18 protein-coding genes and 1 pseudogene are annotated in these 26,796 nt (G+C 73.3%); 9 read left to right on the top strand and 10 right to left on the bottom strand.

The window, feature by feature from the left end; translation table 11 throughout:
• Positions 1–709 precede the first annotated feature (709 nt).
• On the top strand, positions 710–2,248 hold the full coding sequence (hutH, locus tag GTY84_RS28760) for a histidine ammonia-lyase (protein WP_161229367.1): 1,539 nt from the start codon (positions 710–712) through the stop codon (positions 2,246–2,248).
• A 126-nt stretch (positions 2,249–2,374) separates the two neighbouring features.
• On the opposite strand, the gene GTY84_RS28755 is transcribed toward hutH, so the two are convergent.
• Complete coding sequence (locus GTY84_RS28755) at positions 2,375–2,737, bottom strand: hypothetical protein (RefSeq protein WP_161229330.1); 363 nt, start codon at positions 2,735–2,737, stop codon at positions 2,375–2,377.
• Between the two features lie 568 nt (positions 2,738–3,305).
• On the opposite strand from GTY84_RS28755, the gene GTY84_RS28750 reads away from it, so the two are divergent.
• Complete coding sequence (locus tag GTY84_RS28750; protein ID WP_161229329.1) at positions 3,306–4,556, top strand: Ig-like domain-containing protein; 1,251 nt, start codon at positions 3,306–3,308, stop codon at positions 4,554–4,556.
• 315 nt (positions 4,557–4,871) lie between these two features.
• The gene (locus GTY84_RS28745) at positions 4,872–8,225 is read left to right on the top strand and encodes a S8 family serine peptidase (protein WP_237532745.1); all 3,354 of its coding nucleotides are present in this window, start codon (positions 4,872–4,874) and stop codon (positions 8,223–8,225) included.
• 544 nt (positions 8,226–8,769) lie between these two features.
• Here the strand turns inward: GTY84_RS28745 and GTY84_RS28740 are convergent.
• The 3 genes and pseudogenes from GTY84_RS28740 to GTY84_RS28725 form a co-directional block, all read right to left on the bottom strand.
• Positions 8,770–9,525, bottom strand: a pseudogene (locus GTY84_RS28740) (MHYT domain-containing protein); the annotation flags it as partial.
• Positions 9,526–10,850: 1,325 nt separating this feature from the next.
• Positions 10,851–11,519: a peptide-methionine (S)-S-oxide reductase MsrA gene (msrA, locus tag GTY84_RS28730; RefSeq protein ID WP_161229327.1), complete on the bottom strand. Its 669-nt coding sequence runs from the start codon at positions 11,517–11,519 to the stop codon at positions 10,851–10,853.
• 376 nt (positions 11,520–11,895) lie between these two features.
• Positions 11,896–13,014 carry a hypothetical protein gene (locus GTY84_RS28725; protein WP_161229326.1) on the bottom strand — a complete coding sequence of 373 codons (1,119 nt, stop codon included), beginning with the start codon at positions 13,012–13,014 and terminating at the stop codon, positions 11,896–11,898.
• A 97-nt stretch (positions 13,015–13,111) separates the two neighbouring features.
• On the opposite strand from GTY84_RS28725, the gene GTY84_RS28720 reads away from it, so the two are divergent.
• Entirely contained in the window at positions 13,112–14,266 is a 1,155-nt protein-coding gene (locus tag GTY84_RS28720) for a cystathionine gamma-synthase (RefSeq protein WP_161229325.1), read from the top strand.
• 142 nt (positions 14,267–14,408) lie between these two features.
• Here GTY84_RS28720 and GTY84_RS28715 read toward each other — a convergent pair whose 3' ends face one another.
• The 3 genes from GTY84_RS28715 to GTY84_RS28705 form a co-directional block, all read right to left on the bottom strand.
• Positions 14,409–14,666, bottom strand: coding sequence for a hypothetical protein (locus GTY84_RS28715; protein ID WP_161229324.1), 258 nt, complete (start codon positions 14,664–14,666; stop codon positions 14,409–14,411).
• A gap of 103 nt (positions 14,667–14,769) precedes the next feature.
• The gene (locus tag GTY84_RS28710; protein ID WP_161229365.1) at positions 14,770–15,276 is read right to left on the bottom strand and encodes an RNA polymerase subunit sigma-70; all 507 of its coding nucleotides are present in this window, start codon (positions 15,274–15,276) and stop codon (positions 14,770–14,772) included.
• Positions 15,277–15,401: 125 nt separating this feature from the next.
• A complete protein-coding gene (locus tag GTY84_RS28705; RefSeq protein ID WP_161229323.1) occupies positions 15,402–15,902 on the bottom strand; it encodes a MarR family transcriptional regulator in 501 nt (166 codons plus the stop codon).
• A gap of 171 nt (positions 15,903–16,073) precedes the next feature.
• Here GTY84_RS28705 and ilvA point away from each other — a divergent pair, with 171 nt between their 5' ends.
• The 3 genes from ilvA to GTY84_RS28690 all read left to right on the top strand — a co-directional run bounded on the left by ilvA (position 16,074) and on the right by GTY84_RS28690 (position 19,832).
• Positions 16,074–17,303: a threonine ammonia-lyase gene (gene ilvA, locus GTY84_RS28700; protein ID WP_161229322.1), complete on the top strand. Its 1,230-nt coding sequence runs from the start codon at positions 16,074–16,076 to the stop codon at positions 17,301–17,303.
• Between the two features lie 697 nt (positions 17,304–18,000).
• The gene (locus GTY84_RS28695) at positions 18,001–18,990 is read left to right on the top strand and encodes an ATP-binding cassette domain-containing protein (RefSeq protein WP_161229321.1); all 990 of its coding nucleotides are present in this window, start codon (positions 18,001–18,003) and stop codon (positions 18,988–18,990) included.
• Positions 18,987–19,832 carry an ABC transporter permease gene (locus GTY84_RS28690; RefSeq protein ID WP_161229320.1) on the top strand — a complete coding sequence of 282 codons (846 nt, stop codon included), beginning with the start codon at positions 18,987–18,989 and terminating at the stop codon, positions 19,830–19,832. The genes GTY84_RS28695 and GTY84_RS28690 overlap by 4 nt, the downstream gene beginning before the upstream one ends.
• A gap of 128 nt (positions 19,833–19,960) precedes the next feature.
• Here GTY84_RS28690 and greA read toward each other — a convergent pair whose 3' ends face one another.
• The gene (greA, locus tag GTY84_RS28685) at positions 19,961–20,458 is read right to left on the bottom strand and encodes a transcription elongation factor GreA (RefSeq protein WP_161229319.1); all 498 of its coding nucleotides are present in this window, start codon (positions 20,456–20,458) and stop codon (positions 19,961–19,963) included.
• A 166-nt stretch (positions 20,459–20,624) separates the two neighbouring features.
• Positions 20,625–21,023: a DUF4307 domain-containing protein gene (locus tag GTY84_RS28680; protein ID WP_161229318.1), complete on the bottom strand. Its 399-nt coding sequence runs from the start codon at positions 21,021–21,023 to the stop codon at positions 20,625–20,627.
• A 159-nt stretch (positions 21,024–21,182) separates the two neighbouring features.
• Between GTY84_RS28680 and mca the strand changes: the two genes are divergently transcribed.
• Positions 21,183–22,064 carry a mycothiol conjugate amidase Mca gene (gene mca / locus GTY84_RS28675; RefSeq protein ID WP_161229317.1) on the top strand — a complete coding sequence of 294 codons (882 nt, stop codon included), beginning with the start codon at positions 21,183–21,185 and terminating at the stop codon, positions 22,062–22,064.
• Positions 22,057–22,314, top strand: a complete 258-nt coding sequence (locus tag GTY84_RS28670) for a hypothetical protein (protein WP_161229316.1) — start codon at positions 22,057–22,059, stop codon at positions 22,312–22,314. Before mca ends, GTY84_RS28670 begins: the two co-directional genes overlap by 8 nt.
• Before the next feature lie 604 nt (positions 22,315–22,918).
• Here GTY84_RS28670 and GTY84_RS28665 read toward each other — a convergent pair.
• Positions 22,919–26,419 (bottom strand): tetratricopeptide repeat protein, encoded by a 3,501-nt coding sequence (locus tag GTY84_RS28665; RefSeq protein ID WP_237532744.1) that lies wholly within the window; start codon positions 26,417–26,419, stop codon positions 22,919–22,921.
• Between the last annotated feature and the right edge of the window lie 377 nt (positions 26,420–26,796).

Genomic DNA, 26,796 nt, shown 5'->3' with positions numbered 1-26,796 from the left:
CTTCGACGGCTGCGGTGTTCAGCGCGCGCCTGGGGGCAGCGGGTCTCTCGGTGGCTCCGGTGCCACGCCCGCTTCCGGGGACGGTGAGCCCTTCGACGGCTCCGGAACCCCGCCCGCTCCCGGCCCCCCGGACGCCCTCGGCCCTCGGAAGGCCCCAGAGCCTTCCGATTCCCTTTGCGGCCCCGGGGCCCCGGCCGTCCCGGAGACCCCGGGCGGCCCCGGCATCCCCGACGGCCTCGTGACCCCCGATCACCCCTACGCCCCTGACTCCCCTTACGGTCCTGACTCCCTCCACGGCCCTGAGGCCCCCTATGTCCCCGAGACGCCTCACGGGCCCTCGGCTCCCCTCGGCACGGACACCCCCTACGTCCCTGAGATCCCCTACGGCTCCAGAGCCCCCTACGGCACCGGAACCCCCTACGGGTCCATAGCCCCCCGAGGGACCGAGGCCCCACACATCCCCCCAGCCGCGCACACTCCGCCCGGCCTCCCGGGAGAACCGGCCGATCCTCCCGACCCTCCCGGCCCTCCCGGCCGCCCCGGGGAGCCGCGTCCTCCGGACCTTCGCGTCCCCCCGGCCGCCGTCCCCCGCCGCCCGCGGGGGTCCCGCCCCGGGCGACCCCGTCAGGTCTGACGCGTTGCCGCCGTGCGGGCGCCGAATCCAGTGGTGACATCATTGAATTCACTGCGTACGCTCCTGAATATGGATATGCACACTGTGGTGGTGGGGACGTCCGGTGTCACCGCGTCCGACGTCCTCGCCGTGGCGCGCGAGGGCGCCCGGGTCGAGCTCTCCGAGGAGGCGGTGGCGGCCCTGGCCGCGGCGCGCGCGATCGTGGACGCGCTGGCCGCCAGGCCGGAGCCCGTCTACGGCGTCAGCACCGGCTTCGGGGCCCTGGCGACCCGGCACATCAGCCCGGACCTGCGGGCCCGGTTGCAGCGCAACATCGTCCGCTCGCATGCCGCGGGCATGGGTCCCCGGATCGAGCGCGAGGTCGTCCGCGCGCTGATGTTCCTGCGGCTCAAGACGGTCTGCTCCGGGCACACCGGCGTCCGCCCCGAGGTCGCGCGGACCATGGCCGACGTGCTCAACGCCGGCATCACCCCGGTCGTGCACGAGTACGGATCACTCGGCTGTTCCGGCGACCTCGCCCCGCTGTCCCACTGTGCGCTCACCCTCATGGGCGAGGGCGACGCCGAGGGCCCCGACGGCAGCGTCCGCCCGGCCGGGGAGCTGCTCGCGGAGCACGGGATCGCCCCCGTCGAGCTGCGCGAGAAGGAGGGGCTCGCCCTCCTCAACGGCACCGACGGCATGCTCGGCATGCTGATCATGGCCCTCGCGGACCTCGGCACCCTCTACACCTCCGCCGACATCACCGCTGCCCTCTCCCTGGAGGCCCTGCTCGGCACCGACCGGGTGCTCGCCCCGGAACTGCACGCCATCCGCCCGCACCCCGGGCAGGCCGCCAGCGCCGCCAACATGCTCGCCGTGCTCGGCGGCTCCGGCCTGACCGGCCACCACCAGGACGACGCCCCACGCGTCCAGGACGCCTACTCGGTGCGCTGTGCCCCGCAGGTCGCCGGGGCCGGGCGGGACACCCTCGCCCACGCCCGCCTGGTCGCGGAGCGCGAGCTGGCGGCCGCCGTCGACAACCCGGTGGTGCTCCCCGACGGCCGGGTGGAGTCCAACGGCAACTTCCACGGCGCCCCGGTCGCCTATGTCCTGGACTTCCTCGCCGTCGCCGTCGCCGACCTCGGCTCCATCAGCGAGCGGCGCACCGACCGGCTGCTGGACAAGAACCGCAGCCACGGCCTGCCGCCGTTCCTCGCGGACGACGCCGGTGTCGACTCCGGGCTGATGATCGCCCAGTACACCCAGGCCGCCCTGGTCAGCGAGCTGAAGCGGCTGGCCGTACCGGCGTCGGCGGACTCCATCCCGTCCTCCGCGATGCAGGAGGACCACGTCTCCATGGGTTGGTCGGCGGCGCGCAAGCTGCGCACCGCCGTCGACAACCTGACCCGGGTGATCGCCGTCGAGCTGTACGCCGCCGCCCGCGCCGTGGAACTCCGGGAGGGCCTCACCCCTGCCCCGGCCACGCGGGCCGTGATCGACGCCGCCCGCGCGGAGGGCGTCCAGGGGCCGGGCCCGGACCGCTTCCTGGCCCCCGACCTCGCCGCCGCGGACGCCTTCGTGCGCTCCGGGCGGCTGGTCGCGGCGGCCGAGACGGTCACCGGTCCGCTGAGCTGAGCGCAGCCGGCCGGCGGTGGCCGCGGGGCGCGGCGGACGGAGCGGCGCCCCGCGGTGCACCGCCGCGCCCTGCGGGGCCCGTCGGCGGCCGGAAGGTCAAAAATGCCAAAAGAACGTCAAGTGATCTCAAAGACCCAGGCGTTCGCGGCGCATCGAATACACCACGAAGCCCGCGCCGAGCCCCAGGCACAGGGTGCCCCCGACGACGTACGGGGTGCTGTCGAAGCTGCCCGTGTCGGCCAGGCGTGCGGTCTGCGGGGAGGTGTCCGGGACGTTCACCGAGACCATCCGGGCGCCGGCGGCGGGTGTCTCGCTGGGGTCGGTGCCGTGCGCGGTGATCTCCCGGTTGACCTGCGAGGACGTGGTCGTCGTGAGGGCCCGTTCGACCGGGCCGTCGGGCGTCGCGTTGGCGGACGGGACGAACCACAGGGCGCACAGCAGACCACCCGCGGCGGCGGCGGTCAGCAGTGGACGGCGAGCGGATGACACGGAATATCGATCCCCTTGTGGCGCTGGCGAATTGGCCGTGTGGGCCGATGTTAGTGAAAGGCGCGGGCCACCGGAAAGCCACCGGGGCGGGTGAGCGCGTTCTCCGGACCCGGGACCTTTCGACATGTCCCGTTTGCCGGATTCCTGCGGAGAGTTGTGCCGGAACCGCCCGCGGACGGCGGCGGCGCCACCGTGACCGTACCGTGCGCGCCCGCCCCTGTGTCACCTCCCCGATTCGACCGGTCGCGAGCCGGTGAGCATGATGGGCGGCCGGAGCGACGGCGAACGGGCGGCCCGCGGGTGCGGACCGCCGGTCGGCCCCCGGTGCGCCGGGGAGGCGGCGGTGCGGGGCGGCCGGTGAAATGCGCCACGGACCGGCAACCGCCACCCGGGTTTTCGTCGTCTCACCCGGCGCACCGGCCGCCCCGCGCCACCGCCCTCCGCGGCGGACGTGGCGTGCCCCACACCCACGAGGCGTGTGGAACGGGAGGAACCGGTCGTAGCGTTGAAGGTCTTGACGGGGCAGCTCGGGGTTTTTCGGGAATCGGCAGCGATGGAGAAGCGTGTGATGACGGACGGTAGGCGGCGCAGGGGAATAGTGGCCGCGTCCGCAGTGCTCGGCGGTGTGCTGGTGCTCTCGGCGTGTTCCAACGGCGACGCGGGGGCCTCCGGCGGCGGGGACGACAAGACCTCGCAGGCCCAGGTGGACGAGGCCGCGGCCAGAAAGACCTCCGAGGCCCAGATCAAGATCACGCCCGGCGACGGCTCCGACAACGCCTCCATCAACAACTCCGCCGCCGTCACGGTGAGCAAGGGCACGCTGACCGAGGTGAGGATGACCGCGGCCGACGGCGCCGAGGTGAGCGGGCAGATATCCCCCGACAAGGCGAGCTGGAAGCCCACCGCCCCGCTCCAGCGGGCCACCACCTACAAGCTGACCGCGACCGCGCAGGACTCGGAGGGCCGCGCGGCCCACGAGAACGCCTCCTTCACCACGGTCTCCCCGAAGAACAGCTTCATCGGCACCTTCACCCCTGACGACGGCACCACCGTCGGCGTCGGCATGCCCGTGTCGATCAACTTCGACAAGCAGATCACCAACAAGGCCGCCGTCCAGAAGGGCATCAAGGTCACCACGAGCAGCGGCCAGGAGGTCGCCTGCCACTGGTTCAGCACCCAGCGCATGGACTGCCGCCCCGAGCAGTACTGGCAGGGCGGCTCCACCGTCACCCTCGACCTGGCGCTCGACGGCGTCGAGGGCGCGTCCGGTGTCTACGGCGTCCAGCAGAAGTCCGTCACCTTCAAGATCGGCCGCAACCAGGTCTCCTACGTCGACGCCGAGACCAAGCAGATGAAGATCACGCGGGACGGGAAGACGATCAAGACCATCCCGATCTCCGCCGGTTCCCCGGACAACAAGACCTACGAGGGCCAGATGGTGATCTCCGAGAAGTTCAAGGAGACCCGGATGAACGGCGCCACCGTCGGCTTCACCGACGACGACGGCGAGGGCGAGTACGACATCAAGGACGTGCCGCACGCCATGCGCCTGTCCACCTCCGGCACCTTCATCCACGGCAACTACTGGGGCGCCAAGTCCATCTTCGGCGGTGCCAACACCAGCCACGGCTGCGTCGGCCTGTCCGACACCAAGGGCGCCGGCGACCCCGCCACGCCGGGCGCCTGGTTCTACGACAACTCCCTCATCGGTGACGTCGTCGTCGTCCAGAACACGGGTGACAAGACCATCGCCCCGGACAACGGCCTCAACGGCTGGAACATGGACTGGGCCCAGTGGAAGGCCGGTTCGGCGGCCTGACCCGACTCCGCACGGGACGCCACGCGTCCCCCGGCGCCCGCCGCCCCGCACCCCGGGGCGGCGGGCGCCTCGTCGTTTGCGCGCCCCGGAGACCCCCGGAACGGTACGGTGCCCGCGCGGGTTCGGCGCCGCCGTGAAGGGCCGCGCACCGCGAATCCTTCGATCACGTAACGGACTTCGCGCGGAGGCGTAACTTCCCCCCGTTGAGCCGAAGTTTGTCGGCATAATCCGAGATCCGGGGGACGCACATCAGTGCGAGACCGCCCCCGGCCGGGTGAACGGGGATGTCGCCCGGTACTTCCGCAAGGGGGAACTTTGCGCACACAAGTCAACAGGGTCGGCGTGGCCACGGTCGCCGCGGCGGCCGCCGTGGCCCTCGCGGCGGGCATGACCAGCCCGGCCGCGGCCGACACGGCGAACGCGGGCCGGTCCACCGCGCGGACCGGGGCCGTCCCGGCTCCGACCGCGGGCGCGGCCAAGCACCGCGTCACGCTCATCACCGGCGACCGGGTCGTCCTGGACGCCAAGGGCCGGGTCGTCGGCCTGGAGCGGGCCGAGGGACGCGAGAACATACCCGTCCAGATACGCAGGGCCGGCGGGCACACCCTCGTCGTCCCGGCCGACGCGGCCCGCCTGGTCGCCACCGGCACGCTGGACCAGCGCCTCTTCGACGTCACCGAGCTCAACAAGGCCGCCACCCGCAAGGCCCAGAAGAACGGCCTGAAGGTCATCGTCGGCTACAAGTCCGGTGCCTCGTCCGCCACTCGGGCCGACGTCCGCGAGGCGAGCACGCTGCGGCGCACCCTGCCGGCGCTCAACGCCGACGCGGTGCAGGCCCCGAAGGAGGCCAACGCCGACCTGTGGGAAGCGGTCACCACCGGCGGGAAGACGGCCTCCGGCATCTCCCGCGTGTGGCTCGACGGCGTCCGCAAGGCCAGCCTCGACACCTCCGTGCCGCAGATCGGCGTCCCCAAGGCGTGGGCCGCCGGCTACGACGGCAAGGGCGTCAAGATCGCGGTCCTGGACACCGGCGTCGACACCACCCACCCCGACCTCAAGAGCCAGGTCGTGGCCTCCAAGAACTTCAGCGGCGCGTCGAGCACCGCCGACAAGTTCGGCCACGGCACGCACGTCGCGTCCATCGCGGCCGGCACCGGTGCCAAGAGCGGCGGCAAGTACAAGGGCGTCGCGCCCGGCGCCAAGCTGCTCAACGGCAAGGTCCTGGACGACGACGGCTACGGCGACGACTCCGGCATCCTCGCGGGCATGGAGTGGGCGGCGGCGCAGGGCGCCGACGTCATCAACCTCAGCCTCGGCGGTTCGGACACCCCGGAGATCGACCCGCTGGAAGCGGCGGTCAACAAGCTCTCCGCCGAGAAGGGCGTCCTGTTCGCCATCGCCGCCGGCAACGAGGGCGAGTTCGGCGACCAGACCATCGGCTCCCCGGGCAGCGCCGCCGCGGCCCTGACCGTCGGCGCGGTCGACAGCAAGGACCGGCTGGCCGACTTCTCCAGCACCGGCCCCGGCCTCGACGGCGCCATCAAGCCCGATGTCACCGCCCCCGGCGTCGACATCACCGCCGCCTCCGCCAAGGGCAGCGTCATCGCCAACGAGGTCGGCGAGAAGCCCGCCGGATACCTGACCATCTCCGGCACCTCGATGGCCACCCCGCACGTCGCGGGCGCCGCCGCGCTCCTCAAGCAGCAGCACCCGACCTGGAAGTCCGCCGACCTGAAGGGCGCCCTCACCGGCTCCACCAAGGGCGGCAAGTACACGCCGTTCCAGCAGGGTTCGGGCCGTGTCCAGGTCGACAAGGCGATCCAGCAGACCATCGTGGCCGACCCGGTGTCGCTCTCCTTCGGCACCCAGCTCTGGCCGCACACCGACGACAAGCCGGTCTCCAAGAACCTGACCTACCGCAACCTCGGCACCAAGAGCGTCACCCTGTCGCTCTCCGCCGCGGCCAGCGACCCCAAGGGCAAGGCGGCCCCGGCCAGCTTCTTCACCCTGGGCGCCACCAAGGTCACCGTCCCGGCGGGCGGCAGCGCCTCCGTGCCGCTGACCGTCAACACCCGCCTCGGCGGCACCGTCGACGGCACCTACTCCGCCTACGTCACCGCCACCGGCGGCGGCCAGAGCGTCCGCACGGCCGCGGCCGTGGAGCGCGAGGTGGAGTCCTACGAGGTCACCGTCAAGGCCCTCGGCCGCGACGGCAAGGCCTCCGGCAACTACAACGCCAGCCTGGTCGGTGTCGGCGGCCTCGCCGAGGGCAAGTGGTTCGCTCCCTACAGCGCCAAGGGCACCGCCACGGTCCGCGTGCCGAAGGGCAACTACGTCCTCGACGCGGCGGTCTTCGTCGGCAACAACCCGGACGTCTACAAGGGCGCCGACTGGATCGCCCAGCCGAAGCTGGACGTCACCAAGAAGGCGACCGTCACCCTGGACGCGCGCACCGCGAAGCCGGTGAACATCACCGTCCCGGACAAGGCCGCCAAGCCCCAGTTCGCCACGGCCGACTTCACGGTTCGGAGCAAGAAGGGCGACCAGTACGGCTTCGGCTGGCTGCTCGACTCGTACACCAACTTCCGTTCGCGCCACCTCGGTCCGCAGGTCACCGACGGTTCGCTGGCCCAGCAGTGGGACGGCCACTGGCTCAAGGGCGCCACGGAGCAGTGGGACACCGTCGCCGGCGGCAAGGTCAAGCAGCTCGCCACCGGATACACCCGTGCCTACAAGGCCGCCGAGCTGGCCACGGTGAAGACCGGCCTCGGCGCCTCGGCGGGCGGCAAGAAGGGCTCCGTCGCCCTGGTCGGCTGGCTGCCGGACAGCACCGGCGCCTCCGCCGTGGCCATCGAGCAGAAGCTCCCCAGCACCCGCACCAACCACGTCTCCACCGGCAACGGTGTGCGCTGGGACCTGGAGTTCGAGCAGAGCGGCGGCCGTGACTCCGAGGGCTTCCCGGTCACCGAGGCCGTGTACTTCATCGGTGCGAAGCAGTACAAGGCCGGCAAGAGCTACTCCGAGACGTTCAACACGGCCGTCTTCGGCCCGCGTCTGAACTCCGCGTTCGGCCTCTACCGCGAGGGCAACGCCGTCTTCGGCCAGATCCCGCTCTTCGCCGACGGCAAGGGCCACGAGGGCTCCTCCCTCTTCAGCTCGGCCACGACGACCCTGTACCGCAACGGCACCAAGGTCGGCTCCAACAACGACCCGCTGTTCGGCGAGGGTGTCTTCACCGTCCCGGCCGGTGACGCCGCGTACAAGCTGACCACCTCGGTCAAGCGGTCCGGCAGCGTGGCCACGGCCACCAGCCGGGTCGACGCGACCTGGACCTTCCGCTCCAAGAAGACCGCCTCCCTGACCAAGCTCCCGGCCTCCAGCGCCCGCTTCGGCGTCACCACCGGCCTGGACAGCAAGGTCGCGGCCGGCAAGACGGTCAGCGTTCCGGTCACCGTCGAGGGTGCCGCCGCCGGCAGCAACCTGAAGTCGCTGACGGTCTACGTCTCCTACGACGCCGGCAAGACCTGGAAGAAGACCACGGTCACCAAGGGCAAGGCCGGCATCAAGAACCCCGCCAAGGGCAAGGCCGTCTCCCTGCGCGCCAACATCACCGACAAGAAGGGCAACACGTCCTCCATCACGATCTACAACGCGTACTACGGCAAGTAGTCCGCGCGTGTAGGGGACCCGCCCCATGAACGGCGGCCCGCCCGGAACTCCTCGTTCCGGGCGGGCCGTCGTCGTGTGCGGGGTCGTTCAGCTGCGGGGTCGTTCAGCGGGGATCGCCGGAGTGGGCTCCGGGCCACTGCGGCCCGCCCCCGGGGGACTGCGCCTGGGGCCGCGGTGCGGCCGGGGCCTGCGGCCCGGCCTCGTCGTAGCCGGGGAACCGGGCGTACGAGTGGGGGCGGCCGTCGCCCTGCGCGGGGCCGTCACCCTGCGCCCCGCCCTGATGGCCGTACGTCTGAGGTGGGCCGTACGCCGGTTCCTGGCCGTACGCCGCTTCCTGGGCGTATGCCGGCGGCTGGACCTGTCCGTACACCCGGGCCGGACCGTAGGGCGGATCGGCCCGGTCGTAGGACCGCGCCGCGCCGTGGGCGGGCCCGGGGACGGGCGGAGTGGTGACCGGGAACGGTGCCGGGTCCGGGGCCTGCGCGGCGAACGGGGCCGCCTGGGGGCCGGTCGCGGGGACCGTCCGGGGGGCGTCCGCGGACTCCGACTCGTCGTCGCCGAGCACCAGATCGGGGTCGAACATGACGATCGCCGCCGCCAGGACCAGCACCACGACCGGACCGGCGACCATGGCCAGCAGGAACGACATCAGTCCGACCGAGGACTGGGCCGTTGCCGCCGCTCCCTGTTCCAGATGGACGCTGACGGCCGCCATGCCCGTGTAGTGCATGCCCGTGACGGCGATGCCCATCACGAGGGCGGCGCCCAGGCTCGACCACAGCCCGCGGATGGTGACGGCCGCCCACAGCGCCGCCGTGGCCGCCGCCACGGCGATCAGGACGGACAGGGCCACCGTCATCGTGTCGTAGCGGATCTCGCCGTGCACGCGCATCGCGGACATGCCGATGTAGTGCATCGCCGCGACGCCCAGCCCCATCAGGACGCCCGCGCCGGTGAGGATCTTCGGGCCGGAGCCCAGCCTGCCGACCAGGAAGACGCCCAGCGCGGTGACGACGATGGCGACCAGGAGGCTGAGCACCGTCAGCCGGGTGTCGTACTCGACGGTGGCCCCGTCGATGCTGAACCCGATCATCGCGATGAAGTGCATGGTCCAGATGCCGCAGCCCAGGGACACCGCGCCGAGGAAGAGCCAGCCGTTGCTCCGGGCACGGGCGCGCGGTCCGCCGCGCACCGACCGCACCGTGCAGCGCAGTCCGAGCGCCGACCCCAGGCACGCCATCAGATACGCGGCGATCGGGGTCACCGCCCCGTAGTGGAAGTCGGTCACCGTGGCAGTCACGACCCGATGCCTCTCATGTCATCCCCGTCGAACACGCCGGACGGGAAGGCGGAATGAAACGGGCCGAATGATTCAGGCCACATCGCCTAATTAATCACAGGAATCAGGAACCTCTTGCCAGTGATGGTGTGCCGTCCGTCACGGAGGGTGCCGTCCGGAGCGGATGTCGGACGGCCAGCTCTCGGACCTCCTGGGGCTCCGGCGCAAGAACGGCGCCGGGTTGTCCGGCACTCAAATGGGCCTCCGTGGAGTCGAGTTCCGGGAGGTTCCAGTGGCTCGATCCCGGGCCGGCGGGGCCCGGCCGTCGCCGAGGGGATGCGGAAACCCGGCGGACGTCGTCACCGTCCGTGGTCTCCGGTGGTTCCCGTTCGCCCCCGGGTGACGCCTCTCCGACGGCTTACCGGAGGGCGGCGGTATACCTCTCGCGCCGAAAGGGACCAAAACCATTTCCCCGTGGCCGACTTGCCGCTGGACCACAGGGGCCCGGGCGGCCGGGCCGAATGAGCCGGAGGGCGTGATTCCGGTCGGGGAATCCTTCTTATGGTCCGTCAGGAAATTGCCGAATGGATTTCCCGCCACGTTCCGGTGGTTGGCCGTACGAATGGGGGAAACGTCTCCGTCACCGGCTCCCCCTTTAGTAGGAGGCGGCCGGGCCGCGTGTGGGGGAGGTTCCGTCACGAAGCCCCGCCGTTCCGGTCGTCCTCGGGGAAGGACGGCCGGACGATCTCCGGTGCCCGCCCGGTTCCCGCCCGCGGAACCGGGCGCCCGCGCCCTCCTGAGGAACCACGCGCCGCGCGGGACGTGGCACGTCGGAATGTGAGCGGGCGCCGGGCCTGTTCGACCGGACGAGCCTGTCCGCGCCGCTCGCCACGCGCCACTTGCCGCTCGCCGTCCGGCAGGGGCCGTCGGCCGCCCGCCGCCTTCCGTCCGCCGTGGGCGACTGACCGCACGCCCTCCCGCTCGGCCGGGGACGGACAGCCCTTGTTTCCGCCGGGCACCTTGGTGTTGGGCGCGGTTCAGTGCCCAGGAGTGCCCCCTCGGGCGGTATCGCCTTCGCGCCGGGCCTGCTTCACGCGTGAGCGCCCCGCGTCGCGCCGGAGGTCGCTCACCGCGGTGCGCCTGAGGCCCCTCCGCGCCCGGCCGACTCGGCGCCCGTGCATCGTCACGCCGGGGCGTCTCCGGGCCCGGTCGTCATCACGTCGGGGCTTCCGGGGTTATGCCTCCGGGGTAGGCCGGCGTCGCCTCCGGCCCTGTGTGCTCGGGGTCGCGCGACATCTCGGGGTCGCGCGACATACAGGGGCCGCCCCGTCTCGGCGGCCCCTCCGTCAGCCCTCTGCGGGGGCCACGCCGACGGGGCAGGACACCCCGGTCCCGCCGATGCCGCAGTACCCGGCCGGGTTCTTGTCGAGGTACTGCTGGTGGTAGGGCTCCGCCGGGTAGAAGGGGCGGTCCCCGGCCGGGAGGATCTCCGTGGTGATCGTGGAGTGCCCGGCGGCCGTCAGCACCTTCTGGTAGGCGTCGCGGGACGCCTCGGCGGCTGCCGCCTGCGCGGGGGAGTGGGTGTAGACCGCCGAGCGGTACTGGGTGCCCACGTCGTTGCCCTGGCGGAAGCCCTGGGTCGGGTCGTGGGACTCCCAGAACGTCTTCAGCAGGCGCTCGTACGGGATCACCGCGGGGTCGTACACCACGCGCACGACCTCGGTGTGGCCCGTCAGCCCCGAGCACGCCTCCTCGTAGGTCGGGTTCTCCGTGAAGCCGCCCTGGTAGCCGACGAGAGTGGTCCACACACCTGCGGGGAGCTGCCAGAACTTCCGCTCCGCGCCCCAGAAGCAGCCCAGCCCGAAGTCGGCGGTCTCCAGGCCCTCGGGGTAGGGGCCCAGCAGCGGCGTGCCGAGCACGGTGTGGCGGTCGGGGACCGGGAACGAGGGCTCGGAACGGCCGCGCAGGGCCTCCTCGGCGGTCGGCAGCTGGGGCGTCCGGTGGTAGAGGAACATGCGGCGGTCTCCAATCGGGGGCGACAGTCGTACAACGTGTGCGGAGCGGCGGGAATTCCGGCGGGGTGCCGGGCGGGGCGGCCCGGGACGGGGCCGCTCCGGGACCGGCCCCGTCCGGGGCGGCCCGCTGCCGTCGGGCGGCGGAGCGCCGACGGAGGCCGGGCGGTTGGGCGGTCGGTCGGGTGCGGTGGGGACCGAGGCGGATCGGACGCGCGGGCCGGACAGGGGGCGCAGTCCGGTCCGGGCAGCCGGGCCGGGACCCGGGCCCGGGCGGCGGCTCAGGCGCGGCACGGGACGCTGTCCCCTGCCGGCACCGGGACGCGGTCTCCTCTCGGGGCGGGCGCGGGCCCCCGCCCTCCTCCGCGCCGCGAGCCGCTCAGTGGGGGAGCGTCGCCGGGCTGCCGCCGTTCGCCTCGTAGCCCGCCACCGCCAGGGCGCGGAACACCGCGAACTCCGCCGCCGGATCGCCGGACAGGACCCACGGCAGGGCGCCGACATGGCCGTCGATCACTATGAGCTGGTTCATGGCCTCCGCCCAGCGCTCACCGCTGACCAGGAAGAAGACCAGCAGATGCCGCACATGCGCCTGCATCGGGTCGTCCCGCCGGGCGGAGTGCACCGCGTGCAGCGCTCCATGGACCGCCTTGGTCACGACCTCGCTCTGGTGGAAGCCGCGCACCAGATTCAGCTCGGGCAGGTGCTCGAAGACCGCGAACAGCGGCATCGCGGCCAGCAGCGAGCCCTGCGGCGCGCGGGCCGCGGCGGCCTCCGCGAAGGAATAGGCCAGGTCCCGGGAGCCGTGCCACTTCTCGCACCAGTAGTGCAGCGCGGCCAGGTGCGCCCCCATGTGGTTCGGCGCCCGGTCCAGGATCTTCAGCCAGAGCTGCTCGAACTCCTCCCGCGAGTAGCCCAGGCCCCGCGCGATCGACAGCTCCACGATGTACGGGACCGGATCGCCGGGGGCCAGCAGGGCAGCCTGGCCGCAGGCCGTCCGCGCCTCCTCCATGATGATCCGGAACTCGTCCGTGCCCGGCGTCGCCGTCCGCCACGCCTGCTGCACCAGGAACTCGGCGTGCACGGCCGCGCCCCCGGCGTCCTTCGGCGCCTCCGTCCGCCACACCCGCAGCCACTGGCCGCCCGGGGTCTCGGAGACGCCGCCGGGTCGCTGCTGGAGCTCCAGCGAGGCGGCGCCCGCGAAGGCCTGCACCCGCTGCCAGCGCCGCTCGCCCTCCTTCTCCGTCCCCGCGAGCAGCTGCAGGGCCGCCCGGTGGTCCTGGGTGCGCTGGACCAGGTCCAGCACGTCCAGGAGGTCCTGGTCGGGGCCGGGCATGCGGATGTCCAGCTCCTCCTCCCGCGCGAAGCCGTAGTGCGCGGGGTCCGCCGCGTCCGGATGGCCGGGCTGGACCAGCCCGACCGCGCCCCGGCGCCGCCGCAGGACAGGGAGCAGCACGAAGCCGAGCATGACCAGTGCCATCAGGACCCAGAGAATCTCCATGCCCACAAGCGAACCAGACGAGGCCGACAATTGGCCAACGTGTGCCGCGACCTGTGGAAAACCCACGGAGGCGCTCGCGGCACTACGCTCTGTGCCCATGAGCGACAGGCACATCAGTCAGCACTTCGAGACGCTCGCGATCCACGCGGGCAACACCGCCGATCCCCTGACGGGCGCGGTCGTCCCGCCGATCTACCAGGTGTCGACCTACAAGCAGGACGGCGTCGGCGGCCTGCGCGGCGGCTACGAGTACAGCCGCAGCGCGAATCCCACCAGGACCGCGCTGGAGGAGAACCTCGCCGCCCTGGAGGGCGGCAGCCGCGGCCTCGCGTTCGCGTCCGGACTGGCGGCCGAGGACTGCCTGCTGCGCGCGCTGCTGAGCCCCGGCGACCACGTGGTCATCCCCAACGACGCCTACGGCGGCACCTTCCGGCTCTTCGCCAAGGTCGCCGCCCGCTGGGGCGTCGAGTGGTCCGTGGCCGACACCGCCGACCCGGCCGCCGTTCGGGCCGCCCTCACCCCGAGGACCCGGGCCGTCTGGGTGGAGACCCCCTCCAACCCGCTGCTCGGCATCACCGACATCGCCGCCGTGGCCCAGGTGGCCCGGGACGGCGGGGCCCGGCTGGTCGTCGACAACACCTTCGCCACGCCGTACCTCCAGCAGCCGCTCGCCCTCGGCGCGGACGTCGTCGTGCACTCGCTCACCAAGTACATGGGCGGCCACTCGGACGTCGTCGGCGGCGCGCTGATCGTGAACGACACGGAGCTGGGCGAGGAACTGGCCTTCCACCAGAACGCCATGGGCGCGGTCGCCGGGCCGTTCGACTCCTGGCTGGTGCTGCGCGGCACCAAGACGCTGGCGGTGCGGATGGACCGGCACAGCCGGAACGCGGGGCAGGTCGCCGAGATGCTCAGCCGCCACCCGAGGGTGTCCGGCGTGCTCTACCCGGGGCTGCCGGACCACCCCGGACACGAGGTGGCGGCCAAGCAGATGCGGGCGTTCGGCGGCATGGTGTCGTTCCGTGTCCGGGGCGGCGAGGAGGCGGCCGTCGAGGTCTGCAACCGGGCGAAGGTCTTCACCCTCGGCGAGTCCCTGGGCGGCGTCGAGTCGCTGATCGAGCACCCCGGGCGGATGACGCACGCCTCGACGGCCGGTTCTGCCCTGGAGGTGCCGGGCGACCTGGTGCGCCTCTCGGTCGGCATCGAGAACGCCGAGGACCTCCTGGAGGACCTGAAGCAGGCCCTCGGCTAGGGAGGACGCGGCGACCCCCACCGCGGCCCCGCGCGGGGCCGCGGTGCCGGGCGATGTCCCCGGGGGGCGTCGGCGGGGCCGCGCGGCCCCGCCATGTCCCGTCACCTCGTGGGGCCGGTGGCGGTCGGGTCCTCCGGTGCTCTCACCAGTGGTCCCAGCCGGTCATGGGCGGGACCGTCTCCGACGGAGGCCGGTCCCAGGGCCGCACGACCGCGGCCCACACCGTGAACGCCAGCGCCGCCGCGCCCAGCACCAGCCACAGCAGCTGCCGTGCCGCCGCCCGGCGCCGCAGCGCCCGGCGGCCCCGACGGACCGCCTCGGCGTGCAGTCCCGGCGGCACCCGGGGCGGGGACTCCGCCAGGATCCGCCGCACGGCGGCCTCCCGCCCGGCCCGGTTCACCGTGCCCGCCCCGGTCCCGGCGCGCGGCCCGCGGACGGCGCACCGCCCCTGCCGGGTGCGCGTCCCGGGCGGGCCCGTTCCGTGCTCGTACCGCCCGTGCCGCTCATGTCGCCGCCTCCGCCCGTGCCGCCGGGCGGAGCGGGGCGGTCGGCGGGGGCGGGTGCAGCAGACGGGAGACGGTCCGCTCGCAGACGGTCCGGATCCGCTCCACGGGCAGCCCCAGCAGCGCCGCGGTCTGCTCCTCGGCAATGCCCTCGTGGATCCGCAGTACCAGGATCAGCCGTTCGGAAGGGGTCATTCCGGCCAGGGGGCCCGCAGGCTCCCGCCGGGCGCGTCCGAACGGGCCGGGGGCGGGGCCGGAGGTGTGTGCGAAGCGGATCGCCAGATGGAGGCGGGCGCGGTCGTACGGGTCGTCCCCGCGCGCGCCGTCCCAGGACGCGTAGGTGTGCGCCAGACAGCGGACGAGCAGGTCCCGCGCGCGCGGGTTGTCGTCCGGGGGCTCCGCGGTGAGCAGTGTGGCGGTGTGCAGCAGCCGCCCCGCGGCGCCCGCGACGAAGGTCTCGAACTCCTGGTCCCGGTCGGCCTCCCGGGACGCCCGCCGTGCTCGCACCACGCCTCCCGCCCGCGCCCCGGTGGCCGGGTGCCGTGTTCCTCGCCAGGGGCCCGCGCTCCACTATCGGGCCAGTGGTGGCCCACCGGTCAAGGGCCCCGGCGCACCCGCGTGCGCGGGGGGCGTCAGGATTCCGAGGGGGCCGGGGCGGGAGCGGCACCCTGGGGGGCCGTACGGGCGGACAGGGCGCCGTTGAACCGGGTGAGCAGGGCGCAGAACGCCTCGCGCTCCTCCGGCTCCCAGTCCTGGGTCAGCTCAGCCATCAGCAGGCGCCGGGAGGCGCGCACCTCGTCCAGTCGGGACACCCCGCGCGGAGAGAGCTGGAGGACGACCGCGCGCCCGTCCTCGGGGTGCGAGGTGCGCTTGACCAGGCCGGTGTCGACCAGCGGGGCCACCTGCCGGGTGACCGTGGACGAGTCGATTCCCATGCTCGCGGCGAGCGCCTTCACTCCCATGGGGCCCTCCCGGTCGAGCCGGTTGAGCAGCAGGTAGGCGGCGCGGTCCATGGAGTTGCGCACCTGGCCGACCCCGCCGAGCCGGGTCTGCTCGGCACGTCGGGCGAAGAGCGCCACCTCGTGCTGGAGCGTGTCGAGAAGACCGGTGTCACCGGTGGTCGTGACGTCCATCGACGTTCCAGGTGATGCGGGCATGGCCGGGGGCTCACTTCGTGGAGGCTGCTGCTGGTTGCTGGACAGGGTACGCGGCCCGGCGGCGGGGCGTACCTGCCCTGCGCCAAGCCGGTCCCAGAGCTTGGTCACAACCGTCGCCGTCGCCCGTTGGCTGCGATGCTGGACCGCATGAGGCACAGCATGGCCGCCGCCCTCCGCCGGGTCACCCTCGACGATGTGCGCGGGGCCCGGAAGATGCTCTCCGGCGTGGCCCGGGTGACCGCCATGGAGGGGAGCAGGCACCTGACCCGGCTGGTCGGCGCGCCGGTGCACCTCAAGTGCGAGAACCTCCAGCGCACCGGTTCCTTCAAACTCCGCGGCGCCTATGTGCGGATCGCCGGGCTGCTGCCCGAGGAGCGGGCCGCGGGCGTGGTCGCGGCGAGCGCGGGCAACCACGCGCAGGGCGTGGCGCTGGCGTCGTCGCTGCTCGGCGTGCGGTCGACGGTGTTCATGCCGGAGGGCGCCCCGCTGCCGAAGATCAGCGCGACCCGGGAGTACGGCGCCGAGGTGCGGCTGAAGGGCCAGGTCGTCGACGAGACGCTGGCCGCCGCCCAGGAGTACGCGGAGCGCACCGGCGCGGTCTTCATCCACCCCTTCGACCATCCGGACGTCATCGCGGGCCAGGGCACGGTCGGGCTGGAGGTCCTGGAGCAGTGCCCCGAGGTGCGGACGGTGGTGGTCGGCATCGGCGGGGGCGGGCTGGTGGCCGGCATGGCGGTCGCGCTGAAGGCGCTGCGGCCGGACGTGCGGATCGTGGGGGTGCAGGCGGAGGGGGCGGCGGCCTATCCGCCGTCGCTGGCGGCGGGCCGCCCGGTCTCCGTGGACCGTCCGGTGACGATGGCCGACGGGATCAAGGTGGGGCGGCCCGGCGACGTGCCGTTCGGGATCGTGGAGGAACTGGTGGACGAGGTCCGCACGGTCTCCGAGGACGCGCTGTCCACCGCGCTGCTGCTCTGCCTGGAGCGGGCCAAGCTGGTCGTGGAGCCGGCCGGGGCGAGTCCGGTGGCGGCGCTGCTGAGCGATCCGAGGGCCTTCGAGGGACCGGTGGTGGCGGTGCTCTCCGGCGGCAACGTGGACCCCCTGCTGCTGCAGGGCGTGCTGCGGCACGGGATGGCCGCCCAGGGCCGCTACCTGGCCGTGCGGCTGCGTCTCACCGACCGGCCCGGCGCCCTCGCCACGCTGCTGGGGGTGCTGTCCGCGGCCGACGCCAACGTCCTGGACGTGAGCCACGTCCGCACCGATCCGCGGCTGGGGCTCACCGAGGCCGAGGTCGAGCTGCGGCTGGAGACGAAGGGGCCGCAGCACTGCGCCGAGGTCCAGGCGGCCCTGCGGGAGGCGGGCTACCCGGTCATCGGCTGACCGGGCGCGGGGCCTCGGCTGACCGGAAGCGGGTCATGGGCTGACCGGTCGCCGGTCGCCGGTCGCCGGTCGCCGGGCGGGCTCCGGGTGCGGCGGTCTCGCGCGGCCGGTGCCGCCGCACCGACACGGCCAGGGTGGTGCGTGGCCGTCCGCACCGGTGGTCCGCCGGGGTGCGGCGGATGGGGCTCGGGCACGTCCGCGAGCGTCGGCCGCGTGCCCGCCACGTCCCGCCGGGCGTCCGCGCCCCTCCCCGTGATCCCGCCGGTTTCTTCACGCACCGGTTCCTTCACGCACCGGTTCCTTCACGCACCGGTCACTTCACGCGCTGGGCCCTTCACATACCGGCGCCGCTCACCGGCCGTGCGGTGTAGCGGCCGCATCGCCCGGTGCCGCGGGCCGCTCCCGCCCGCGCCCCTCGTCCTGCCTCCGTCTCCGGTTCCCGCTCGCCCCGGCCCGGTTCCGCGCCCCGGCCCGGTTCCGCGCCCCGGCCCCGGCGCCGCGCGGCGCCCGTTCAGTCCTCCGCGCGGGATCTTCACTCGTTCGAGCAATGCGTTGGCATACGCGATACATCGCGATACTGTGTGTCGCGTACGGATCGCCGAGTGCGAACCTCGTCGCGGAAGTGCGCGGGGGGAGACGGGCGGACGAATACCTGCAAACCTAGTCTTTTCGCAGACCCCATGACCTGGAGGCTCAAATGCCCGGCGCCATCTACGCCGAAGGACTGGTGAAGACCTTCGGCGACGTCAAGGCCCTGGACGGTGTCGACCTCGACGTGCCGGAGGGCACGGTCCTGGGCCTGCTCGGGCCGAACGGCGCGGGCAAGACCACCACGGTGCGCTGCCTCACCACCCTGCTGCGCCCGGACCGGGGCAGGGCCTTGGTCGCCGGGATCGACGTGCTCGAACGGCCGGACGCGGTCCGCCGCTCCATCGGGCTCTCCGGCCAGTTCGCGGCGGTCGACGAGTACCTGACCGGCCGGGAGAACCTGCACATGGTCGGGCAGCTCTACCAGATGCGGGCTAAGGACGCGAAGCGCCGTGCGGGTGAGCTGCTGGAGCAGTTCCACCTCGCCGACGCCGGCGACCGGCCCGCCAAGACCTATTCCGGAGGCATGCGCCGCCGGCTGGACCTCGCGGCTGCCCTGGTCGTCTCGCCGCCCGTGATGTTCATGGACGAGCCGACGACGGGGCTGGATCCGCGCAACCGCCAGCAACTCTGGGAGGTCATCAAGCAGCTCGTCTCCGGCGGTACGACGCTGCTGCTGACCACGCAGTATCTGGAGGAGGCCGACCACCTCGCCCACGACATCGCGGTCGTCGACCACGGCCGGGTGATCGCCAAGGGCACCTCCGACCAGCTCAAGGCGCGCACCGGCGGCGAGCGCGTCGAGGTCGTCGTGCGCGAGCGCGAGCACCTCGGCACCGCGTCCGAGGTGCTGCGCGGCCTCGGCGAGGGCGAGACCACGGTCGAGGAGCACATGCGCAAGCTCACCGTCCCCGTCGCCGGGGGCGCCAGACTCCTGGCGGAGGTCATCCGCGAGCTGGACACCAGAGGCATCGGGATCGACGACATCGGCCTGCGCCGCCCCACCCTGGACGACGTCTTCCTCTCCCTGACCGGCCATGTGGCCGAGGCCGGAGCCGGGGAGAGCGAGAACCGGAACGACAAGGAGCCCGCCCAGTGACCACCGTCAGCGAGACCGTCCGGGCCGGAGTGCCCCGGCACCCGGCCATCCGCTCCGTCCGGGACTCCCTGGTCGTCGCCAAGCGCAATCTGATCCGGATGACCCGCATCCCCGAGATGGTCATCTTCGGCCTCATCCAGCCGATCATGTTCGTGGTGCTGTTCTCGTACGTCTTCGGCGGGTCCCTGAAGATCGGCGGGACCACGGATTCCTCGGTCTACCGCGAGTTCCTGATGGCCGGCATCTTCGCCCAGACGGTCACCTTCGCCACCGCCGGGGCCGGCGCGGGCATCGCCGACGACATGAGCAAGGGGCTGATCGACCGCTTCCGGTCGCTGCCCATGGCGCGCGGCGCGGTGCTGACCGGGCGGACCCTCGCCGACCTGGTGCAGACGGCGCTCACCCTGTTCGTCCTGGCGATGGTCGCCCTGCTCGTCGGCTGGCGCACCCACACCAATCTGGGACAGGTCCTCGGCGCCTTCGGCCTCCTGCTGCTGCTGGGCTACGCCTTCACCTGGGTCGGCGCGCTGATCGGCCTGAGCGTGCGGACCCCGGAGGCCGCCACCTCGGGCGGGCTGATCTGGCTGTTCCCGGTCACCTTCGTGTCCAACGCCTTCGTGGACTCCAGCCAGATGACCCCCTGGCTGCGTCATGTGGCGGACTGGAACCCTTTCAGTGCCACCGTCCAGGCATGCAGAGAGCTGTTCGGGAACCCGGGCGTCTCGCAGTCCGACGCCTGGCCCATGCAGCATCCCGTATGGGCCTCGCTGATCTACTCGGTACTGATCATCGCCCTCTTCCGGTCCCTGGCGGTGCGCAAGTACCGCTCCGCCGCCTCCTGACCGGGCCGACCGCACGGCGAAGCCCCCGGCGGTCACGGGGACACACCGGGGGCTCCTGTCCTGCGCGGGGGCCGGCGGCCGTACGTACGGCGGGGCCGTGACATCAGGGCGGGCGGCGGCGCCCCGGGTCAGCCGTTGTAGGGGACGGCCTTGAGGATCTTCACCGAGGCGGTCTTGCCGTTGGGCAGTTCATACTCCGCGTCGTCGCCGACCTTCTTGCCGACCGCGGCGGACCCCAGCGGGGACTGCGGAGAGTAGGTCTCGATGTCGGTGCTCGCGTACTCGCGGGAGGCGAGCAGGAACGAGAGCGTGTCGTCCTCGTCGCCGTCGAAGGCGATCGTGACGACCATGCCGGGCGCCACCGTGCCGTCGGCCACGGCGGGCTCGCCGACCTGGGCGCTCTCCAACAGCTGGGTGAGCTGGCGTACCCGGAGCTCCTGCTTGCCCTGCTCCTCCTTCGCCGCGTGGTACCCGCCGTTCTCGCGCAGGTCCCCCTCCTCGCGTGCCGCCGCGATCTTGGCAGAGATCTCGGTGCGCGCAGGACCAGTAAGGTACGCAAGCTCCTCCTTGAGCTTGTTGTACGCCTCCTGGGTCAGCCAGGTGGCGTTCTCGCTGGTCTGGGTCACAGGTGCTCCTCGTCGGTGCTGGGAATACAAATGAACGCCCTACACGAAGGATGGTCCTTCCTGGAAGGGCGAAACCACGAGCCTAACAATTCGTGGACGAAAGGGGGAGGACATAAGCCACCAGATTTATGTCACCGCAGGTCAGACCCGTGAAGGGGAGGAGGGATCACTCCGCCTGGCAGCCGAGCAGCTCGGCCGAGGTGCCCCGCGCCTTGGTGCGCAGCGTGACGGTCTGGTCCACCCGGGTGTCGTCCTTGCCGAAGCGGAAGTCGGCCCGGCCGACCTCGTCGCCGTCCTCGGCCTGGGAGCGGACGGTGCAGTAGCCGGAGACCCCGGCGTCCTTGTGGACCTCCAGCTTCACCTGCACCGAGCGGTCGGAGATCTCGAAGGTGACCACCTGGGCGCTGATGCTGCTCTGCCCCACGTAGTGGTAGCCGAACCAGCCGATCAGGGCGACCAGCGCGACGCCGAGCACACCGCCGACGATCTTGAGGGTGCGGTCGGCCCGCTCGTCCGAGGAGCGGCCGTAGCGGCTCGCGGGCGTTCGTGTGCTCGCCGTGCTCATGGTCGTCCTCTCGGCAGGAGCGGGACGGAAGCCGTCCCGGGCTGGGCCCCGGCCCGGGGTACCACCCGCTCCGGAATTTCTCGCCCCCCGATTCGGTCACTATAGAAGCCTGTGACCGCGTCGCCGCACACAGGGCGCCGACTGACTTGAGGATGAGTCTTGACTGACCAGCTGCGACTGATGGCCGTCCACGCCCACCCCGACGACGAGTCGAGCAAGGGCGCGGCCACCATGGCCAAGTACGTGTCCGAAGGGGTGGACGTGCTGGTGGTGACCTGCACGGGCGGGGAGCGCGGCTCCATCCTCAACCCCAAGCTCCAGGGCGACAAGTACGTCGAGGAGAACATCCACGAGGTGCGCCGCAAGGAGATGGACGAGGCCCGCGAGATCCTCGGCGTGAAGCAGGAGTGGCTGGGCTTCGTCGACTCCGGTCTCCCCGAGGGCGACCCGCTGCCGCCGCTCCCCGAGGGCTGCTTCGCCCTGGAGGACGTCGACAAGGCAGCCGGGGAGCTGGTGCGGAAGATCCGCGCCTTCCGGCCCCAGGTGATCACCACCTATGACGAGAACGGCGGGTACCCGCACCCCGACCACATCATGACCCACAAGATCACGATGGTGGCCTTCGAGGGCGCGGCCGACACCGAGAAGTACCCGGAGAGCGAGTACGGTGCCGCCCACCAGCCGCTGAAGGTGTACTACAACCAGGGCTTCAACCGCTCCCGCACCGAGGCGCTGCACAACGCGCTGCTGGAGCGCGGGCTGGAGTCGCCGTACGGGGACTGGCTCAAGCGCTGGGCGGAGTCCGAGGGCAAGGAGCGCACGCTCACCACGCACGTGCCCTGCGCCGACTTCTTCGAGATCCGCGACCGGGCGCTGATCGCGCACGCCACTCAGATCGACCCCGACGGTGGCTGGTTCCGGGTGCCGATGCAGGTCCAGAAGGAGGTCTGGCCCACCGAGGAGTACGAGCTGGCGAAGTCCCTCGTGGACACCTCCCTCCCCGAGGACGACCTCTTCGCGGGCATCCGGGACAATGCCTGACATGAGCGCAAGCGCAAGCCTGGCAGTCACGCACCTGGTCACTCTCGCCGAGTACGACAAGGACAAGGTCACGCCCGGTGTCCTCGGGTTCATCGTCTTCGCCGTGATGGCCCTCGCCGTGTGGGGGCTGATGAAGTCCATGGGGCGGCACATGGGCAGGGTCGACTTCAAGGAGAGCCCGGACCCGGAGGCCGAGGCCGCCGGTGCCGCGGGCAAGGGCGCCGGAGGGTCCGAGCCCGGGCAGGGCTGACCCCGGCGCACCGGAGCGTGCACGGGGAGCCGCGGTACCGCCGGGCGCGGTACCGCGGCTCCTCCTGCCGTGGCGCGGCCGGGTCATGGCGGGGCTGACGACAGCGCCGCCGTCCCACTGTGATGGGGCGGCGCCACGGCCTTCCGCCCGCGCCGGGGCCGGCCGCCGTGAACCGTCGTTCGTGGTCCGTGGGGCCGTGAACCGTCGTTCGTGGTCCGTGGGGCCGCGAACCGTCCGCCGTGGTCCGTGGGACCGCGAACCGTCCGCCGTGGTCCGTGGGACCGCGAACCGTCCCGGTGCGGTCCGGGGCCACCGCGACCGGTCCTGCCGTGGTCCGGGCCGCCGCGATCCCCCGCCGTGGTCCGGGGCACTCTCGCGGGCCGCCGCCAGCCTCCGCGTCGCCATCGCCACCCGCCTGCCGGGTGACCCCGCGGTCTCCGTCCGCTCCCGGCCGTTCTCCGTCCCTGGCCGTTCTCCGCCCCCGGCCGTCCCCCCGCCCCCGGCCGTTCTCCGCCCCCGGCCGTCCCCCCCCCGCCCCCGGCCGTTCTCCGTCCCGGCCGCTCCGACGAGGCCCAGGGGCGCCAACGCGGCTTCATCGGGGGTGTCACTCCCGGGACGGCCCCGGGACGCCCATCACCTCCCGCGCTTGCCGGTCAGGGGTCATGCCGAGGCGCCACGCCTGCCAGCCCGCCTCCAGTCGCACCCCCCGCTCCAACAGCAGCCCGTAGGTGCCGAGGAAGCCGTCCAGCTTCGGGTCCCGGGCCGGGTGCGCGGCGCGCGCCAACTGCGCCAGCTCCTCCTGCGCCACGGCCGCGCCGACCTCCACCCCGCCCGGTGCCGCGTACGGCAGCAGCGTGCAGCGCAGGAAGCGGGCCCAGTCCTCCCCGCGCCGGTCGCCGTACGCCGCGAACAGGGCCGCCGCCTCCTCGCACAGCGCCAGCGCCTGCGGCGTACGGGCGTTGCCCGCGTCCACCACCGCCAGCTCCAGGCAGGTCCACGCCTCGCCGTGGGTGACGCCGATGCGCTGGAAGTCGGCGCGCGCGTCGACCAGGAGCTGCCGGGCGAAGCCCGAGTTGCGCAGCGATCCCGTCAGGGCCGCCCGCTGGTCCCTGGTGACCCGCGCCGAATGGTGCCGGGCGCAGGCCAGGCCGTACCCGTCGCGCATCCGGGAGAACATGGTGCGCGAGCGCTCCAGCTCGCGCACCGCCCGGTCGGTGTCGCCGCGCTCCTCCAGGGCCTGGCCCAGGTAGTACAGGCTCCACGCCTCGCCCCGCGCGTCCTCGTTGTCCCGGTGCCGGGCCGCCGCGCCGGTCAGCTCCCCGACGGCCTCCGGGGCGTCGCCCTCGACCAGCCGGGCCCGCGCCAGCTGGGTCAGCGCCCACGCCTCGCCGCGCCGGTCCTGGGTGCGGCCGTACAGCTCCAGGGCGGCCCGCAGATCCGACCGCGCCCCCGGTACGTCGCCCATCCGCAGCCTGAGCTGGCCCCGCTGGTAGTGGGCCCACGCCTGGCCGTGCACCGACCCACCGGCGCGGTGCAGCGCCAGCGACTCGTCGAGCAGTTCCCAGGCCCGTGCCAGCCGCGCCCGGTCCCGCTCCACCGCCGCCAGGGCGTGCAGCGTCCACGCCCGGTCGGTGGCCAGCTCCGGCGCCGCCTGGAGGTCCAGCGCCTCCAGCAGCTTGGCCGCCGCCTCGGCCAGATTGCCCTGGTGGTGCAGGGTGATGCCCAGCGAGCACAGGGCGCGCGCCACGCCCGCGTCGTGATGGGCCTCCCGGTAGAGGTCGACGACGGAGGCGAGGGTCGTGCGGGCCCGGTCCAGTTCGCCGAGCTGACGGGCCGCGATGCCGGTCCGCCACTGCACCGATCGCACCAGCAGCCCCTGGTCCACCGACTGGGCCAGCTCACTGATCTCCCCGAGCCGGTACAGGTCGCCGCGCAGCAGGCAGTAGTCGCACAGCGCCCCCAGCAGGTTGAGGACCGCGCGCTGGTCGACGCCCTCGGTGTGGCGCAGGGCCGCCGTGATGAAGCTCGACTCGTCGTCCAGCCAGCGCAGCGCCTCGTCCAGGGAGGTGAAACCGTACTGCCCGAACCGGTCGGAGCGGGTGGACATGTTGCCGTCGACCAGCCGCAGGACCGAGTCGGCCAACTCCGCGTAGTTGGTGATCAGCCGCTCCTGGGCGGCCGTCCGCGCGGCCGGTTCCTCCTCGTCGGCGAGGCGGGCCCGTGCGAAGGCGCGCACCACGTCGTGCAGCCGGTAGCGGCTGCCGCGCACATGGGTGATGAGCCCGGCCCCGGCCAGGTCGGCCAGCCGCCGGGCCGCCTCGGCCTCGTCCGTGCCGAGCAGCGCGGCGGCGGCAGCGGCGCCCAGGGAGGCGCGCCCGGCCAGGGCCAGCCGGCGCAGCAGGCGGCGGGCGGGCTCGTCCTGGTCGGTGTAGCGCAGCCAGAGGGCGCGCTCCACCGGCCCGACCGGGCCGTAGGCGCCGAGATCGGCGGCCAGGGCGCGGGGGGAGCGCGGACCCAGCGAGGAGCCCGCGACGCGCAGCGCCAGCGGCAGCCCACCGCACAACTCCCGGATGCGCTCGGCGGCTTCGGCGTCGTACGGCGCCGACGTGTCCCGGGCGACGGCGCCGAGCAGTTCCTCCGCGCCCGCCGTGTCCAGCGGCCCGACGGCGAGCTGGTGCACCCGCGCGGGCAGATCGGCCGGAAGGTGCAGGGGCTCGCGCGCGGTGACCAGGACGAGGCTGTCGGAGCGTTCCGGCACCAGGGCTCGCACCTGGGCGGGATCGCGGGCGTCGTCCAGGACGATGGTGACGGGGACGCCCGTCAGATGCCGGTGGTACAGCTCGCTCAGCCGTTTGACCTGCTGGTCCGCCGAGGAGCGTTCCCGGAACAGGAGCTGTTCGCGGGGGGCGCCGAGGCGGTTCAGGAGATGGAGCAGGGCCTCCCGGGTGCTCAGCGGCACCCCGCCGCCGAGGGTGGCGTCGTCGCCGGTGGCCGCGGGCCGTCCGGCCGTCGCCGGGCCCCCGGCCCCGGCGGGAGCACCCGTGGCCGCCGGGCCGCCGGTGCCGCCCCGGCCTCCCGGCGCCCGCACGCCTCCGGCCTCCGCCGGGCCGCCCGCGGGACCCGTGGCGCCCCCGGCTCCGGTACTGATCGCGGCCTCCGCCGCACGACCGGCTCCGGGTCCCGCCGCGGCCACGGCTCCTCCCGCGCCTCCGGCACTCCCCGTGCCCCCGGCTCCGTCCGGTGGCCAGGCCAGGGCGGCGGCCCCGGCGGTGGAGCCGCGCAGGTCGACCACGCAGGCGCCCCGGAAGTGGTCCCGCAGTTCATGGGCGGCGCGCACGGCGAGGGTGGTGCGCCCACTGCCCGGCGGTCCGTGCAGGACGACCACCGTGGGCCGGGTCTCCGTGCTCGCGCGGGCGGTCCGCACCCACTGCCGCAGCCGCTCCATCTCCGCGCGCCGCCCCGCGAGGACCCCCTCCGGCTCGGGAAGCTGGGCGAAGGACTGCTCCAGCACACTGCGCCCCAGCGCCGCCGCGCTCTTGTCCGCGCCCCGCAGCCTCGGCCCCGGCCCTGCCGGTCCGGTGGACGCGGCCAGGATCTGCTGCTGGTCCAGGAAGGGCCGGATGCCGCGTACCTCCAGGGCCGTCAGCCACTGCAGCCGCAACTGCTCGGGCCCGCCCGGCTGGCCCGCCGCCCCGGCGCGGTGGTGGGCGGCGGGCAGATGCGAACCGACCACCTTCACCACCGTGGTCGCCGCCCCGGCCAGGCCCACGGCGACCCCCGCGCCCACCGCCGTGCCGGTACCGGTGTCGAGGACCAGGTCGGCCACCACCGCCGCGACGGCGGCCACGGCGGCGACCAGCAGGGGCGTCCCGGCGCCCTCCCGGGCGTAGCGCCGGCCGAACGACACCTGTCCGGCCGCGGCCTCGTCCAGGGCACGGGTGTAGAGCGCGTACTCCTCCTCCGCCGCGACGGCCATCGCGTCCAGCGCCCCGCGCGCCCGGGACAGCAGCACCGTGCCGTCGACGCGTCCCCCCGAGCGCCGCACCTCCTCCTCGACGGCCCGCGCCAGCAGCCGTTCGGCCTCCGTCCGGTGACTGTCCCGCATCCCGCTCCCCCTCCGGCGGCTCGCTCCCGGGTGGGTCCACCCGGGCCCATTCCGGTACTTCCCCGGCACGGACGCGGTCAAGTCCCGCACGGCGTGAATGCTCTGGGGAGAGGCTCGCGGCAACGGTGCGCCGTCCGCGGGACCGTGGGGTCGAATTCGGGCCATGGTGGCGGGGGAGGGGGCGTGTTGGCGGGGGAGTCGGTGCCGGTGGGGTGGGAGGGAGGCGGGTGCGGTCCAAGTCGCCCGACTGAAAACGGGTGTTGAGGAGGCGCTCGCCGAACGGTTCCGTTGGTGCGGTGCGGTGCGGTGCGGTGCGGTGCGGTGCGGTGCGGTGCGGTGCGGTGCGGTGCGGTGCGGTGCGGTGCGGTGGGGTGGGG

It is taken from the genome of Streptomyces sp. SID8352 (genome assembly GCF_009862265.1).
GTDB lineage: Bacteria > Actinomycetota > Actinomycetes > Streptomycetales > Streptomycetaceae > Streptomyces.
This window is presented reverse-complemented; position numbering and strand designations above follow the sequence as displayed.